The organism is Anaerococcus obesiensis, from assembly GCF_016599815.1.
In the GTDB taxonomy this organism is placed as follows: Bacteria; Bacillota; Clostridia; order Tissierellales; family Peptoniphilaceae; genus Anaerococcus; species Anaerococcus vaginalis.
The window spans coordinates 1,671,455-1,687,221 of the sequence record NZ_CP067016.1 but is presented as its reverse complement, the minus strand read 5'-3'; the positions used below and the strand labels follow the sequence as shown (position 1 = coordinate 1,687,221).

Sequence of the window (15,767 nt, the reverse complement as noted above, 5' to 3'; positions counted from 1 at the left end):
TTTTTTATTTATTCTCAGATAAATTTATATTTTTATTAGGTGTATTTTTAAATTTTATAGTTTCGTAATAACTTGTATCTTCAATATCATAGGATGATTTTTGCATTGATGCTGATAGGGCAAGTCCTATATTTATAAAACAAATTAGTAAGAATGTTCCACCTGATGAAAAAAATGGGAGGGGAATTCCTGTTACAGGCATAAGTCCTATAGTCATTGCCACATTTTCAAAAATATGGACAAAAAACATTGCACAGATACCAGCAACCATTAAAGAAATAAAGTAGTTTTTTGAATTTTTGCTTATTGTTAAAAGTCTATAAATCATAATTACAAAAGCAATTAACATTAGTATAGCTCCAATAAATCCTAATTCTTCTGCAAGAACTGAGAATATAAAATCACTTTCTTTTTCTGGAATATAACCATATTGTGCTTGAGTTCCTTGCATAAATCCTCTACCAGATAACATTCCTGAAGCAATAGCTATTAAACCTTGTTGTTGTTGCCATCCACTTCCTGATGTATCCCTTGATGGGTCTAAAAAATCGTGAATTCTATCAGCCTTATAGCCTTCTAGATTTAATAATAAAAACAAAGCTCCCAAAACTGCCACAGCTAAAAGTCCAACAATCCATTTCCAAGAAAGACCTGCCAAAAAAAGCATTACAGCTATAAAGAAAATATAAACCATAGCTGTACCAAAATCTGGTTGCAACAAAATAAAAACTATTGGCAAAAATGCAAAAATTAAAGTTTTTATCAATCTTGATGGATTGTTAATTTCGTCCTTATATTTTTCTAAATATGCTGCTAAGGCAAAAATAATTCCTATTTTTGTAATTTCTGATGGTTGGATTTGAACAGGTCCAATAATTAGCCAAGAATTTGAACCCCATCTTTCAGCACCTTGTCCTAAAAAAATAGTTAAAATCAAAAGCAATAGAGAAACTCCATAAACTGGGTAAGCTGCTTTTTTTAAAACATCTAGATCCATTGTGCAAATAAGTATTATAAAAGAAAATCCTAAAATACTAGCAATAATTTGGCTTTTAATTTCTGAAAAATTTCCAGAAAAAGCAGAATAAAGGACAAATAGTCCATATATACTCAAAAAAGTTGTGCTCAAAAACAAAAGCCAATCAAATTTTTTGAATTCTTTTTTCTTTATATTAAACATTTAATCACTCCAATTCAAAAATAATTATATAATAGACAGAAAATTTCTTCAATTAATATTTTTATATTTAAGGGTATAATGATAAAACGATAAAGAGGTGATAATTATTTTAAACAAAAGTGAAATTAATGAAGTTGTTGATAGATTAGATCAAATGTATCCAAATTTAGATAAAAGTTTTTTAGATTTTACAACGCCATTTGAGCTTTTAATTGCAACAATTTTGTCTGCCCAATGTACAGATGTTAGGGTAAATAAAGTTACAAGCAATATGTTTAAATTCGCAAATACTCCAGAAGATTTTTCTAATATGGATATAAAAGAAATTGAATCTTATATAAAAACTTGTGGTTTATATAAAAATAAGGCAAAAAATATAAAAAATGCCTCAATAATGCTTATTAGAGAATTTGATGGAAAAGTTCCAAATAATATGAAAGATTTAACAAAACTTCCAGGCGTTGGAAGAAAAACTGCCAATGTTGTAATGAGCAATGCTTTTGGCATTGATGCAATAGCAGTAGATACTCATGTTCAAAGAGTTTCAAATAGAATTGGACTTGCAGCTAGCAAAGATGTTTTGAATACAGAAAAAGATTTAAGAAAAAATTTGCCAAAAGAAAAATGGTCAAAACTTCATCACCAAATAATTGCTCATGGAAGAAAAATTTGTAAGGCAAGAAATCCCTTATGTGAAGAATGTGATTTAAGAGATTTATGCGAAGATTATAAGGAGAGAAGATGATAAAATTATTTGCAATGGACTTGGATGGAACAAGTCTTGACAATAATTCAATTTTAAGAAAAGAAACAATAGATGCCCTAAAAAAATTAGATGAAAATGGAATTAAATTTGTATTTACATCAGGCAGAGCTATGCCTTCAGTTAGATATTTAATGTCTTTAACAGGCATTGATAATCCATTTGTTACAAACAATGGAGCACTTGCTATGATAAATAAAGAAAAACCAATATACACAAAAGGAATTGAAGATAAAAAAATCAAAGAGCTTATAAATTTTAGCGAAAACTATGAGCTTTCCTATCAATTTTATGACGTAGATACATACTATTCAAACAGAATTAGACCAGAAAGATTTAATCATTTGAAAAAAGATAGTCAGTACGGAATGAATTATCAAGTGAATTTTTCATTTTCAACAAATCCATTAAAAGAATTAAATAATAGAAAAAATACCGCCTTAAAATTTCAAATTTTTCCAGATGTAGAAAAAAAAGAAGAAAAGATTATGGTTTTAGAAAAAGTTAAAGAGTTAGACCTTTATGCTACAAGCTCAAATGATAAAGTTATTGAGATTATGGAAAAAGATGTAAACAAGTTTAATGGAATAAGTGAGATAGGAAGTTTTCTGGGTATAAATAAAAATGAGATTGCAGCAATTGGAGATCAAGATAATGACATTCCTATGTTAGAAAATTCAATACTATCATTTGCTATGGGAAATTCTATTGAAAAGGTAAAGGAAGTTTGCGACTATACTGTTTCAACAAATGAAAATTTTGGCTTAGTTGAGGCAATAAATATAGTATTGGAGAAAAATTCCCATGTTTAATATAGTTTTAATTTCACCAGAACATCCTGGAAATGTAGGAAATATTTCAAGAACCTGTGTATTAACCGAATCAAGACTCCATTTAATAAGACCATTTAAATTTGATTTTTCAGATAAAAGTTTAAAAAAAGCAGGCATTGATTATTGGGATAAACTTGATTTAGTAGTTCACGACTCAATGGAAGAATTTTTGGAATATATAAAAGGGAAAAATATTTATCTTATTGAAACTGGTAGTGATAAAAATTATGCAGATATTTCTTACAAAGATGGAGATTATTTGATTTTTGGCAGGGAAAAAGAAGGAATTGATAAAAAAATAATAGAAAAATTTAAAGATAGGGTTTATACAATTCCAATGACAAAAAATATGGATAGGTCACTTAATTTAGCCAATTCAGTTGCAATAGTTTTATATGAAGGTCTTAGGCAAAATAATTTTTTAATTAATAGAGGTGATTAAATGTTTGATGTAATTATTATAGGAGCAGGCCCTGCGGGACTTACAGCAGGTCTTTATGCAGGAAGAGCAAAATTAAAAACATTAATTTTAGAAAAAGATATAGCAGGTGGACAAATTGCTACAACAGAACATGTAGAAAATTATCCAGGATCAATGAAAGATGCTGGTGGACTTGCCCTATCTGATAGAATGGAAGAACAAGCCAAACAGTTTTGCGATATAAAATATCAAGAAGTAACAAAAGTAGAACTTTTGGGCGATGTTAAAAAAGTTTATACAAAAGATGAAGTTTATGAAACGAAAGTTGTAATCCTTTCAACAGGAGCAAGCCATAGAAAATTAAATGTAAAAGGCGAAAAAGAATTTGCAAATCTTGGAGTTTCATATTGTTCAACTTGTGATGGTCCATTTTATCAAGGACTAGATATTTATGTAGTAGGTGGTGGAGAAGCTGCCCTTGAAGAAGCTTTGTACCTTACAAAATTTGGAAAAAGTGTAACAATAATTCACAGAAGAGAAGGACTTAGAGCAAGTCAAACTGTTATTGATAGATGCAAAGATAATGAAAAAATTTCTTTCTTATTAAATTATACAGTTGAAGAAATAAAAGGAGATAGCGAAGTAAAAGAATTAGTTTTGAAAAATACACAAACTAATGAATTAAAAACAATAAAAAATGACGACGATAGTCCAATTGGAGTTTTTGTATATATAGGAAATGTTCCACAAACAGATTTGTTTAAAGACCAAGTTGAATTAGAAAATGGATATATTCCAACAGATGAGGATATGAAAACAAATGTTAAAGGAGTATTTGCTGTAGGAGACACTAGAGTCAAAAAAATTAGGCAAATGGTAACAGCTGCAAGTGATGGATGTATTGCTAGCGAAATGGCAAATAAGTATATTGAAAATGGTAATTGGTAGAACTAACTTGACAAAAAAACGTCAATTAGTAAAATAATTATTGTAAAACACATTGAAAAAGCACTTAGGAGGAAATAATGACAACAAAAGTAGCTATTAATGGATTTGGAAGAATAGGACGTCTTACACTAAGAAGAATTTCTGAAGTAGAAGAAAATATTGAAGTAGTAGCAATCAATGACCTTATTGATAAAAAAGGTTTATTATATGCATTTAAATATGATACTGCTCAAGGAAGATTTAACGGAGATGCTGAACTAACAGATGATGGATTTAAAATCAATGGCAAAGATATCAAAGTTTTTGCTGAAAGAAATCCAGAAGATTTACCTTGGAAAGAATTAGGTGTTGATATAGTGCTTGAATGTACAGGATTCTTTACAGAAAAAGAAAAAGCAGAAGCACACATAAAAGCTGGAGCTAAAAAAGTTCTTATTTCTGCACCAGGAAAAGGAGATTTAAAAACAATAGTATTTGGAGTAAATCATGAAATACTTGATGGATCTGAAACTGTAGTTTCTGGAGCAAGTTGTACAACAAACTGCTTAGCACCAATGGTTAACGTTCTAAAAAATGAATTTGGATTTGTTTCAGGACAAATGTCAACAATCCATGCTTATACAGCTACACAAGCTATTCAAGATACACCAGCTTCTAAAAAAGACTTAAGAGGTGGTAGAGCTGCAGCACAAAATACAATTCCTGCATCAACAGGAGCTGCAAAAGCTGTAGGAAAAGTACTTCCAGAAGTAGAAGGAAAAATTGACGGTTCTGCATTGAGAGTTCCAACAATTACAGGATCTATTACAGAACTATACTCAGTATTAGAAAAGAAAGTTACAGTAGAAGAAGTTAATGCAGCAATGAAAAAATACTCATCAGATGCATTTGCTTACACAGAAGATGATATTGTATCAAGCGATATAATAGGTTATCCAGCAGGTTCAATATTTGATTCTCAACTTACAAAAATAGTTGAAGGAACAGATGGAACTCAAGTTGTTAAAACTGTTGCATGGTATGACAATGAAATGGGATACGTATCTAACCTAGTTAGAACACTTGATTACTTAGCAAATCTTTAAGAGTTAGACAGGCGAGATATTATTCTCGCCTTTTTTAGAGGAGAATTATGAATAAAAAAACTGTAAAAGACTTAAATGTTGAAGGTAAAAAAGTTTTGGTAAGAGTAGACTTTAACGTTCCTTTATCAAAAGACGGAAATCATACAATTTCTGATGATACAAGAATAAAAGCTGCCCTTCCAACAATTGACTACCTATTAGAAAATAATGCAAAAGTTATTTTGATGAGCCATTTGGGAAGACCAAAAGGAGAAGCAAATCCAGAATTTTCATTAAAACCAGTAGCAGAGTGGTTAGAAAATCACTATGGAGAAAAATTCCACTTTTTACCATCAGATGTAGTAGTTGATGAAAAAGTAAAAGAGGAAGTAGAAAAGCTTGAAAATGGAAATCTTGCTTTGCTTGAAAATACAAGATATGTAAAAGGCGAAACAAAAAATGACCCAGAATTTGCAAAAGAATTATCATCACTTGCTGATTTGTTTGTAAATGATGCTTTTGGAACAAGCCACAGAGCTCACGCTTCTAATGTTGGTGTAGCAAGTAATCTTGAAAGTGCTGTAGGATTTTTAATTCAAAAAGAAATTGAAATAATGGGCAAAGCTTTGGAAAATCCAGAAAAACCATTCGTTTCAATCCTAGGTGGAGCAAAAGTTTCAGATAAAATTGGCGTAATAGAAAATTTAATTTCAAAAGTTGATTATATTTTAATCGGCGGAGGAATGGCTTATACTTTCTTAAAAGCGCAAGGAAAAGAAATAGGAAAATCACTTCTTGAAGAAGACAAGATGGATTTGTCTTTAGAATTAATTAAAAAAGCTGAAGCAAATAATGTAAAAATACTTTTACCAAAAGATGTAGTTATTGCTGATGAAATAAAAGAAGATGCTGAAACTGAAATAGTTGATATTGATAATATCCCACAAGATAAAGAAGCTTTAGATATTGGACCAAAAACTGCAAAAGAATATGCTGATATTATAAAGAAAGCAAAAACAGTTGTATGGAATGGACCTATGGGAGTATTTGAAGTAAAAGTATTTGCTAATGGAACTAATGAAGTAGCAAAAGCCTTGGCAGATTCTTCTGCAACAACAATAGTAGGTGGTGGAGATAGTGCACTTGCTATAGAAGAAGCAGGATATAAGGATAAAATTACTCACGTATCAACAGGTGGTGGAGCAAGTCTAGAATTTTTAGAAGGAAAAACTCTACCAGGAATTGATTGTATAGATGAAAAATAAGGAGTAGATATGCGTACACCTGTAATAGTAGGAAATTGGAAAATGAATATGACTCCTAGCGAAGCTAAATCTTTGCTAGAAGAATTAGTAGAACTTGACCTTGATGAAAGCGTAGAAAAAGGTGTTTGTGTACCAGCGATTGACCTTTTACTTGCAAGTGAGATTTTAAAAGATTCAGATATAAAATTTGGTGCTCAAAACATGTACTTTGAAGAAAGTGGAGCTTATACTGGAGAAATTTCTCCAAAAATGTTAAATGACATAAAAGCTGATTACGTAATTTTGGGACACTCTGAAAGACGTGAATATTTTAATGAAGACGATGAACTAATCAACAAAAAAGTCCTTTCAGCACTTGATCATGATATAGTTCCAATTCTTTGTGTTGGCGAAACTTTAGAAGAAAGAGAAGCTAATAAACAAGAAGAAAAAGTTAAAGAACAACTTGAAAAAGATCTTAAAGGAATTGAAGGTAAAGATATAACAAAAGTTATTATTGCTTACGAACCAATCTGGGCTATAGGAACTGGCAAGACTGCATCTGCAGAAGATGCTGATGACATGTGTGCTTTTATTAGAAATTATATAAAAGAAGCATTCTGTGAAGATTGTGCTGGAAAAATTAGAATTCAATATGGTGGTTCAATGAAACCAGCTAATGTTAAAGAATTATTAGCAAAAGAAAATATTGACGGTGGACTAATAGGTGGAGCAAGCCTTAAAGCAAATGACTTTGAACAATTAATTAATCACAAAAAATAAAAATATAAGGAGAATAAGATGAGCTTAATTTCAAGCGTATATGCTAGACAAATATTAGATTCAAGAGGAAATCCAACTGTAGAAGTTGAAGTAGTAACAGAAGAAGGTGGTTTCGGTAGAGCAAGCGTACCATCAGGCGCATCAACAGGTGAATGGGAAGCAGTTGAACTAAGAGATGGCGATAAAGATTATTATTTAGGAAAATCTGTTCTTAAAGCTGTTAATAATGTAAATGAAATCATAGCTGAAGAATTAGAATTTACTTATGATGTTTCTGATCAAATCGGAATAGATAAAGCAATGATTGAACTTGATGGAACAGAAAATAAAGGAAAATTAGGTGCAAATGCAATTCTTGGAGTTTCTCTTGCAGTAGCAAAAGCTGCAGCAGATGAACAAGGTGTTTCTCTATATAATTATATTGGAGGAGCTAATGCAAAGCTTCTTCCTACACCAATGATGAATATTTTAAATGGTGGAGAACACGCTGATAACTCTGTAGATATTCAAGAATTTATGATTTTCCCACTAGGAGCTGAAAGTTTTTCACATGCTTTACAAATGGGCGCAGAAGTATTCCACAGCCTTAAAAAAGTTCTTTCAAACAAAGGCTACAATACAGCTGTAGGTGATGAAGGTGGATTTGCTCCAAACTTAAAATCAAATGAAGAAGCTCTAGAAATTATCTGTGAAGCTATAAAAGAAGCAGGCTATGAACCAGGAAAAGATGTTTATATAGCTATGGACTGTGCATCAAGTGAATTTTACAACAAAGAAGATGGAAAATATCATTTAGATGGAGAAGGCACAGTTAAAACAGAAGATGAAATGATTGATTGGTTAGAAGAATTAGTAGGAAAATATCCAATTATTTCAATCGAAGATGGACTTGATGAAAATGACTGGGAAGGATGGGCAAAACTTACAAAAAGACTTGGAAATAAAGTTCAATTAGTAGGGGATGACCTATTCGTAACAAATACTAAAAAACTTGAAAAAGGAATTAAAGAAGGCGTTGCTAACTCTATCCTTATCAAAGTAAACCAAATAGGTTCTTTAACTGAAACATTAAATGCTATTGAAATGGCAAAAGAAGCAGGATATACTGCAGTTGTTTCTCACAGATCAGGAGAAACTGAAGATACAACAATTTCAGACTTAGTTGTAGCTGTTAATGCTGGACAAATTAAAACTGGAGCTCCATCAAGAACTGATAGAGTTGCAAAATATAATCAACTTCTAAGAATTGAAGATGAATTATTTGATACAGCTAAGTTTAAAGGACTTAAAGCATTCTATAATATTAATAAATAATATTATTATTTAATAAATAGAGGGGTAAAATAATAGAAAGCCCCTCTTTTTATTGTAAAATTTATATAATTGTGATATTATAAAATAGTATGAAAACGGAGGTGTCAGATGACAACAGTATTATCAGTATTATTGATGATAGCTTCTGTAATTTTGGTTATAGCAGTAACCTTACAAGAACCAAAAACTGATGGGCTTGGAACCTTAGCTGGTCAAGAAACAAATGTATTTGGTAGAAGCGCTCATAAATCAAAAAACGAAATGTTAGATAAGGTTGTAATTTTTGCAGGTGTTGTCTTATTTTTATTAAGTACAATACTTCTTGCAATAAACTAAGGGGTTTAGTAAAGATTTTTAATTTGTAAGGCAAGTTAAGAAGGCTTTCACTAGCCTCTTTTTTAATAGGAGAAAATATGAATTTTAAAGATTTAATTATAAATATAGTAAACGATAAAAATTACAAGCCAATGACTATTGATGAGATGTTAAGATATTTGGATTGTGATAAGTATATAAAAAAAGATGTAAAAAAAATTATTAAAAAACTTGCTAAAGAAAATGAAATCAAAATAAGCTCAAAAAATAAAATTCATCCATTAAGTAATGATGATAAATCACTTATGGGAGAAATTTCACTCGCTCAAGGTGGATATGGATTTTTTATTTCTGATAATAATGAATATATGGATGTTTTTATTTCTCAAAATAATTTAAATTCAGCAAATGACAAAGATAGGGTTAAAATTGAAATTATAAAAGAAAAAGAATATGGGAAAAATGCTGAAGGAAAAGTAGTAGAAATTCTTCAAAGAAATACAAATCAAATTGTTGGACTTTATAAAAAAAATAAGGGATTTGGATTTGTAATAAGCGATAGAGATAACTTATCTTCAGATATTTATATTGATGAAAAATTTTCAAAAAAAGCAAAAAATAATGACAAGGTAGTTTGTGAAATTATAAAATATCCAAAAAATGGCTCTCCAGAAGGAAAAATTGTAGAAGTTTTAGGAAATAAAAATGATTTTAATGTTGATGTTTTATCAATAATAAGATCTTACGGATTAAAAGATAATTTTTCAAAAAAAACAAAAAAAGAAGCTGTTTTTATTGAAAAAGAAATAGATATTTCAAAACAAAAAGATAGAAAAGATTTAAGGGATTTATTTACAGTTACGATTGATGGTAGGGATTCTAAAGATTTTGATGATGCAATATCTATAGAAAAAGATGAAGAAGATTTTATTTTATATGTTCATATTGCAGATGTAAGCCATTATGTAAAAGAAAATAGTGAAATTGATAAGGAAGCTTATCAAAGAGGAAATTCAACTTATTTATACAATATAGTTTTGCCTATGCTACCAGAGGAATTATCTAATGGAATATGTTCTTTAAATCCAAATGAAAATAGACTTGCTTTAAGTTTAAAAATGAGAATTAACAAATCAGGTAAAGTTGTTGATTATAAAATATATAAGTCTATGATCAAATCTAACTATAGGTTAGTCTACGATGATGTAAATGATTATTTGGATAATAAAGACAAAGTTTATGATGATGAAATTTTGATAGAAAAATTAGAATTATTTGACAAATTATACAAAATTTTAAAAAATAAAAGAGAAAAAAGAGGAGCTATAGATTTTAATTTTACGGAAAGTCAAATTGATGTAAATGAAAAAGGAGATGTTTTAAATATTTCTATTTTTGAAAGAGGATCTGCAAATAAAATGATAGAGGAATTTATGTTAGTTTCAAATGAAACTATAGCTAGTTTATTTGCTTACATGGATTTTCCATCATTATATAGAATTCATGAAAAGCCAAAAGATGAAAAGGTAGAATCTTTCAAAAATATTTTAAACACATTAGGCTATAATATTAAGGGAAAAGAACTTCATCCAAAAGATTTCCAAGAAATTTTAAAAGAAGTTTCAGGAAAAGATGATGAAAGTCTTGTAAATATGTTAATGCTTAGGACAATGAGAAAAGCAAAATATGCAAATTATAGGGATATTCATTTTGGTTTAGCAACAAAATATTATACACATTTTACAGCTCCTATAAGAAGGTATCCTGATTTAATTGTTCATAGGCTTGTAAAAGATTTTGTTGATAATAAATTTGAAAATATAAGCCAATCATCATTAGAAAAACAATTAGCAAAAAATGCAGAACACTTATCAATTACAGAAAGAAATAGTGAAGAATGTGAAAGAGATGTAGAAGATTTATATAAGTGTAAATATATGAAAAAATATATTGGAGAGAAATTTCAAGGAATTATTTCAACGATTACAGATTTTGGGATTTTTATTGAACTTGAAAATACGGTTGAAGGATGTTTTATGTATAAATTTTCTGACGATCATTTTGAATATATTGAACAAAAGCTATCTTGTGTAAATAGAGATAATAATAAAAGATATAAAATTGGACAAAAAGTTTTGATTGAAGTTAAAAATGTAGATCTTGAAAAAAGAAATATAGATTTCGATTTGTTGGAGGAAGAATTTGAAAATTTTAGCTAATAATAAAAAAGCAAAACATGATTATTTTTTGGAAGAAAAATATGAGGCTGGAATTGAATTAAAGGGAAATGAAGTAAAAAGTATAAGAGAAGGAAAAGTTTCGATAAAGGAATCTCACGTTGGGGATTATAAGGGAGAATTATTTATTTATAATATGAATGTTACACCTTATGAACAATCCTACGAAAAAAATATTGATCCAATTAGAACTAGAAAGCTTTTGCTTCATAAAAAAGAAATTGATAAATTAATTGGAAAAGTTTCTCAAGCAGGTTATACTATGATTGTAAATAAAATTTACCTAAAAGATGGCTTGATCAAAGCGGAAATTGCTCTTGCAAAGGGTAAAAAAATCTATGATAAAAGAGAAACTATAAAGAAAAATGATGCTAAAAGAAAAATAGAAAGAGCACTCAAAAATTATTAATGATATGGCATATATAGAATTAAAAAATGTATACAAGTATTTTGAAGTTGGTAGAAATAAGATTGTTGCAAATGATAATATTAATTTAAGTATAGATGAAGGCGAGCTTGTTATAATTGTAGGAGCAAGTGGAGCAGGAAAGACTACACTTTTAAATTTAATTGGTGGAATGGATACTTTAAGTGATGGAGAAATAATTGTTGATAAGAAAAATCTATCAAAAATGAATGAAAAAGAATTGACTAAATATAGAAGAGATGACGTAGGTTTTGTTTTTCAATTTTATAATTTAATACCAAATCTTACAAGCATCGAAAATGTTGAGCTTGCTAGTGAAATCGCAAAAGATAATATGGATGCTGAAAAAGCCTTGGATGAGGTAGGACTTTCTCATAGAAAGAATTCTTTTCCTTCTCAACTTTCAGGTGGGGAACAACAAAGAGTAGCAATTGCAAGAGCAATTGCCAAAAACCCAAAACTTTTATTGTGCGATGAGCCAACAGGAGCTTTGGATTATAAAACTGGAAAATCAATTTTGAAATTATTGCAAGATACTGCAAAAAATTTAAACACTACTGTAATTATTATAACTCATAATGGTGCAATAAAAGATATAGCAGATAAGGTTTTTGAACTAAAAGATGGCACAATTGTAAATTCTTATGTCAATGAAAATCCGGAAAATGTTGAAAATATAGAGTGGTAAAATGAAAAAAAATAATTATTATAGGTCAATTTTTAGGGATATAAAACAAACCAAAGGCAAGATTTTTTCGATTTTTGTTATGATAATGCTTGCTTCTATGGTTGTTGTTGCCCTTTTTATGACTGGGCCTTCAATGCGAAAAACTCTAAATAAGACTTTAAATAAAAATAAACATCCAGATATAATTATTAAAGCAACTTATGGAATTAAAAACGAAGATAAGTTAATTATCGAAAAGGATGAGGATATTGATAAGCTTGCTTATAAAAAAAATTTGGATTTATATGCTAAAGATAAGCTTATTTCTGTAAAATCTTATGATAAAGATATTGAAAAATTAAATATAATAAAGGGAAGAAAAATCAAAAATGATGAAGAAATAATTTTAGATGAATTATTGAAAAAAAATTATAAACTAGGCGACTATATATATTTTAAGTCAATAGATGATGAAAAATTAGATGATTTACTAAAATATAAAAAATATAAGGTCGTAGGTTTTGCAAATTCTTCTGAATATTTGATGGATGAAGTAAGGGATGTTTCTTATAAGGGAAAAGAAATGGTTTTTTCTTTTGCCTATATAAACAAAGATAATTTTAAAACTGATGAGATTAGTGAAGTTGATATTAGTTATAAAAAAACAAAAAATATGGATAGATTTTCTGATGAATATAAATCTTATGTAAAAGAAAAAAGAGAAAATCTAAAAAAAGATTTAAAAAACAGACCTAGTCAAGTTTTAAAAAGAGTAAAAGCTGATGCTAATAAAAAACTTAATGAAAAAGAAAATGAACTATCTTCTAGTGAGAAAAAATTACAAGAACAAAAAGATAAACTTATAGATGCAAACGAAAAGTTGTTAGATGGTATAAATTCATACAACAAAGCAGAAGATGAATTTAAGGTTAAAATTAACGATGCCTATGAAAAGTTAGGTGCATCAAAAAAACAAATTGACCAAGGATTTTCTAAATTAAATAGTGGTAAAAAAAGCTACAATAAAAATTTTCTTTCTTTTAATGAACAAATGAAAAAAAATGAAGAAAAATTAAACGATTCAAAAGAGAAAATAGATAAGGCTTATGAAGAAATTGATAAAAATTATAATAAGATAAATTCGAGCAAGTCTTTAATCGAAAATTCTTTTTTAGAAAAAAAAGCTATGCTTAAAAATTTGGAAGATAAAAAAAATGAGGAAAATACAAATCTAACAAATTACAAATCTGAATTAAATGAAATAAATTCAAAAATAGAAAATTTAGAGAAAAAATTAGAAGTATTATCAAACTTGAGTGATAATGAAGAAAATAAAAAAGAAATTGAAAATATAAAAAAAGAATTACTTTCTTTAAATGAAAAAAAAGAAGATTTAAATATTAAAATTTCTCAAAGTGAAATTATATTGGATAAGTTAAATAAGGAGTATTTAGCAAATAAAAATAAATTTGATGAAGCTTACCAAAATGCTATGAGTCCAATAAATGAAAATTTGAAAAAATTAGATAAAGCAAAAAGAGAGTTGGATGAAAAAAACTCTTTATATAAGCTATCAAAAGAGAAATTTGAAAAAGAAAAAATTGATGCATCAAATAAATTAAAACAAGGCAAGATAGAACTTGATAATAATGAAAAAAAATTAAACTCAGCTTTGATTTCTTATAAGAATGGAAAAAGAAAATTAGATGATGAAAAAATTAAGGGAGAAGAAAAGTTAAAGTCTTCTTTTAATGAACTTTTAGAAAAAGAAAGTGAGCTTGATAAGGCGAATAAAAAGTTTGAAGACGAAGAAAAAAAGGCTAAAAATAAAATCAAAAAGGGATATGAAAAAATTAATGAAGCTCGAGAAAATTTGGTAAATTTAATTGATCCTACTTATGAATTTGAAAGCATATTTTTAAATAAATCTATTGATAGCTATTACAAAAATAGTTTAAATATGGACGAATTATCAAAAGTTTTTCCAACATTTTTTTATTTTATCGCCCTTCTTGTTTCTCTTACAACAATAAAAAGATATATTGAAGAACAAAGAATACAAAACGGAACTTTGAAAGCTTTGGGTTATTCTAATTTTGATATAGGTAGAAAATTTTTTATTTACGGATTAATTCCTACGATTTTTGGTTCTTTAATCGGTTCATTAATTGGAAAATATATAGTTTGTAAAGTTATTTTTAAAGCATATTCAACTGGATTTAGAGTTTTAGATTTGGAATTTATAAATTCGTTTTGGATAATTTTATTTACTATATTTTTATCTACTTTTTTAATTTCACTAACTGTTTATTTTACAAGCATAAGCGAAGTAAAAGAGCAAACAGCAGATTTATTAAGAGCTAAAGCTCCAAAAAATGGATCTAGGATATTTCTTGAAAAAATTAAATTTATTTGGAATAGCCTATCTTTTATGACAAAAATTACATTTAGAAATTTATTTAGGTATAAATCTAGAATGTTTATGACAATTTTTGGAGTGGGTGGTTGTACTGCACTTTTATTTTTTGGTTTTGCCATGATTGATTCTGTTAAAGATACATCTAAATTGCAAAAACAAGAAATTACAAAATATGATTTTATATCAATTTTTGATAAAAATGCCAAAAAAGAAGATAAAAAATCTTATGAAAGTATTTTAAAAGATACAGAATCTATGAAAATTATCTATGAGAATGTAGATGTAAGCTTGAAAGATAAAAATAAAAAAGTTAATTTAATTGTTTTTGATGATAGAGAAAGAATTGATGATTTTATAAAAATAAGGGATAAAAATAAGAAAAAAATTTCACTTGATAATAATAAAGTTGTAATTAGTAAAAATTTATCAAATAATTTAAAATCAAACAAAAAATTAAAATTTGAATTAGATTATAAAATTGTAGAAACGGACATTAAAGATATTGCCGAAAATTATATTGATGATTATATTTATATGACAAAAAATGCATATAAAAATAAATTTGGCAAAGATTTTATTGCAAATGCTAATCTAGTAAAAGCAGGCGGTCAAATTAAAAATAAAATATTGGAAAATAAAATAAGTCAAAGTATTATAGAGCCAAGTAAATTTTACGAAACGATGGACACTTTAATGGCAAATTTAAATCTAGTAATTGGAATTATTACCGTGGTTTCTATGCTACTTGCCGTTGTAGTTTTGTATAATTTGACTAATATTAATGTGAGCGAGAGAAAAAAAGAACTTGCAACTACAAAAGTTTTAGGATTTTATCCTAGAGAAACAACTTCCTATATTTATAGGGAAACATATATTTTAACATTTTTTGGCATTATTCTTGGATATATTTTGGGATATATTATGCTAAGATATGTTTTAATTGTAGCAGCACCAGATGGAATTTTTATTTCTTACAAAACTCATTTATCATCATATATATTTTCTGCCTTTATAACATTATTTACATCATTTTTGATAATGTTGATTGTTCATTTTAAATTAAAAAAAATAAATATGGCAGAAGCAATGAAAGCAGGCGAATAAAAAGCATTCGAGCCTGCTTTTTTTATATGTTATAATAATAAAGGTGAT

General features: G+C 27.9%; 14 protein-coding genes. 13 read left to right on the top strand and 1 reads right to left on the bottom strand.

Annotated features, from left to right (window positions below; translation table 11 throughout):
- Positions 1–4 precede the first annotated feature (4 nt).
- Positions 5–1,180 (bottom strand): rod shape-determining protein RodA, encoded by a 1,176-nt coding sequence (gene rodA, locus I6H46_RS08515; RefSeq protein ID WP_019117615.1) that lies wholly within the window; start codon positions 1,178–1,180, stop codon positions 5–7.
- Between the two features lie 97 nt (positions 1,181–1,277).
- On the opposite strand from rodA, the gene nth reads away from it, so the two are divergent.
- The 13 genes from nth to I6H46_RS08450 all read left to right on the top strand — a co-directional run bounded on the left by nth (position 1,278) and on the right by I6H46_RS08450 (position 15,719).
- Positions 1,278–1,925 (top strand): endonuclease III, encoded by a 648-nt coding sequence (gene nth / locus I6H46_RS08510; protein WP_019117616.1) that lies wholly within the window; start codon positions 1,278–1,280, stop codon positions 1,923–1,925.
- Positions 1,922–2,755, top strand: coding sequence for a Cof-type HAD-IIB family hydrolase (locus I6H46_RS08505; RefSeq protein ID WP_019117617.1), 834 nt, complete (start codon positions 1,922–1,924; stop codon positions 2,753–2,755). The genes nth and I6H46_RS08505 overlap by 4 nt, the downstream gene beginning before the upstream one ends.
- Positions 2,748–3,218, top strand: coding sequence for a tRNA (cytidine(34)-2'-O)-methyltransferase (locus I6H46_RS08500; protein WP_019117618.1), 471 nt, complete (start codon positions 2,748–2,750; stop codon positions 3,216–3,218). The genes I6H46_RS08505 and I6H46_RS08500 overlap by 8 nt, the downstream gene beginning before the upstream one ends.
- The gene (gene trxB / locus I6H46_RS08495; protein WP_019117619.1) at positions 3,219–4,145 is read left to right on the top strand and encodes a thioredoxin-disulfide reductase; all 927 of its coding nucleotides are present in this window, start codon (positions 3,219–3,221) and stop codon (positions 4,143–4,145) included.
- A gap of 77 nt (positions 4,146–4,222) precedes the next feature.
- Positions 4,223–5,230 (top strand): type I glyceraldehyde-3-phosphate dehydrogenase, encoded by a 1,008-nt coding sequence (gene gap / locus I6H46_RS08490; protein ID WP_004838887.1) that lies wholly within the window; start codon positions 4,223–4,225, stop codon positions 5,228–5,230.
- A gap of 47 nt (positions 5,231–5,277) precedes the next feature.
- Positions 5,278–6,474 (top strand): phosphoglycerate kinase, encoded by a 1,197-nt coding sequence (locus I6H46_RS08485; RefSeq protein WP_019117620.1) that lies wholly within the window; start codon positions 5,278–5,280, stop codon positions 6,472–6,474.
- Positions 6,475–6,483: 9 nt separating this feature from the next.
- Complete coding sequence (gene tpiA, locus I6H46_RS08480; RefSeq protein WP_019117621.1) at positions 6,484–7,236, top strand: triose-phosphate isomerase; 753 nt, start codon at positions 6,484–6,486, stop codon at positions 7,234–7,236.
- An 18-nt stretch (positions 7,237–7,254) separates the two neighbouring features.
- Positions 7,255–8,550 carry a phosphopyruvate hydratase gene (gene eno, locus I6H46_RS08475; protein WP_019117622.1) on the top strand — a complete coding sequence of 432 codons (1,296 nt, stop codon included), beginning with the start codon at positions 7,255–7,257 and terminating at the stop codon, positions 8,548–8,550.
- A gap of 108 nt (positions 8,551–8,658) precedes the next feature.
- The gene (gene secG / locus I6H46_RS08470) at positions 8,659–8,886 is read left to right on the top strand and encodes a preprotein translocase subunit SecG (protein WP_004838883.1); all 228 of its coding nucleotides are present in this window, start codon (positions 8,659–8,661) and stop codon (positions 8,884–8,886) included.
- Between the two features lie 77 nt (positions 8,887–8,963).
- Positions 8,964–11,084: a ribonuclease R gene (gene rnr / locus I6H46_RS08465; protein ID WP_019117623.1), complete on the top strand. Its 2,121-nt coding sequence runs from the start codon at positions 8,964–8,966 to the stop codon at positions 11,082–11,084.
- Positions 11,068–11,511: an SsrA-binding protein SmpB gene (gene smpB / locus I6H46_RS08460; protein WP_019117624.1), complete on the top strand. Its 444-nt coding sequence runs from the start codon at positions 11,068–11,070 to the stop codon at positions 11,509–11,511. The genes rnr and smpB overlap by 17 nt, the downstream gene beginning before the upstream one ends.
- Positions 11,512–11,515: 4 nt before the next feature.
- Positions 11,516–12,217, top strand: a complete 702-nt coding sequence (locus tag I6H46_RS08455; RefSeq protein WP_019117625.1) for an ABC transporter ATP-binding protein — start codon at positions 11,516–11,518, stop codon at positions 12,215–12,217.
- Position 12,218: 1 nt separating this feature from the next.
- Complete coding sequence (locus I6H46_RS08450) at positions 12,219–15,719, top strand: FtsX-like permease family protein (RefSeq protein ID WP_200225814.1); 3,501 nt, start codon at positions 12,219–12,221, stop codon at positions 15,717–15,719.
- Positions 15,720–15,767: the final 48 nt, after the last annotated feature.

What these genes read in the sequence shown, in the direction of transcription:
- rodA (WP_019117615.1), bottom strand. Translation starts at nt 1,180, where the DNA reads ATGTTTAATATAAAGAAAAAAGAATTCAAAAAATTTGATTGGCTTTTG.
- I6H46_RS08505 (WP_019117617.1), top strand. Translation starts at nt 1,922, where the DNA reads ATGATAAAATTATTTGCAATGGACTTGGATGGAACAAGTCTTGACAAT.
- I6H46_RS08500 (WP_019117618.1), top strand. Translation starts at nt 2,748, where the DNA reads ATGTTTAATATAGTTTTAATTTCACCAGAACATCCTGGAAATGTAGGA.
- trxB (WP_019117619.1), top strand. Translation starts at nt 3,219, where the DNA reads ATGTTTGATGTAATTATTATAGGAGCAGGCCCTGCGGGACTTACAGCA.
- gap (WP_004838887.1), top strand. Translation starts at nt 4,223, where the DNA reads ATGACAACAAAAGTAGCTATTAATGGATTTGGAAGAATAGGACGTCTT.
- I6H46_RS08485 (WP_019117620.1), top strand. Translation starts at nt 5,278, where the DNA reads ATGAATAAAAAAACTGTAAAAGACTTAAATGTTGAAGGTAAAAAAGTT.
- tpiA (WP_019117621.1), top strand. Translation starts at nt 6,484, where the DNA reads ATGCGTACACCTGTAATAGTAGGAAATTGGAAAATGAATATGACTCCT.
- eno (WP_019117622.1), top strand. Translation starts at nt 7,255, where the DNA reads ATGAGCTTAATTTCAAGCGTATATGCTAGACAAATATTAGATTCAAGA.
- secG (WP_004838883.1), top strand. Translation starts at nt 8,659, where the DNA reads ATGACAACAGTATTATCAGTATTATTGATGATAGCTTCTGTAATTTTG.
- rnr (WP_019117623.1), top strand. Translation starts at nt 8,964, where the DNA reads ATGAATTTTAAAGATTTAATTATAAATATAGTAAACGATAAAAATTAC.
- I6H46_RS08455 (WP_019117625.1), top strand. Translation starts at nt 11,516, where the DNA reads ATGGCATATATAGAATTAAAAAATGTATACAAGTATTTTGAAGTTGGT.
- I6H46_RS08450 (WP_200225814.1), top strand. Translation starts at nt 12,219, where the DNA reads ATGAAAAAAAATAATTATTATAGGTCAATTTTTAGGGATATAAAACAA.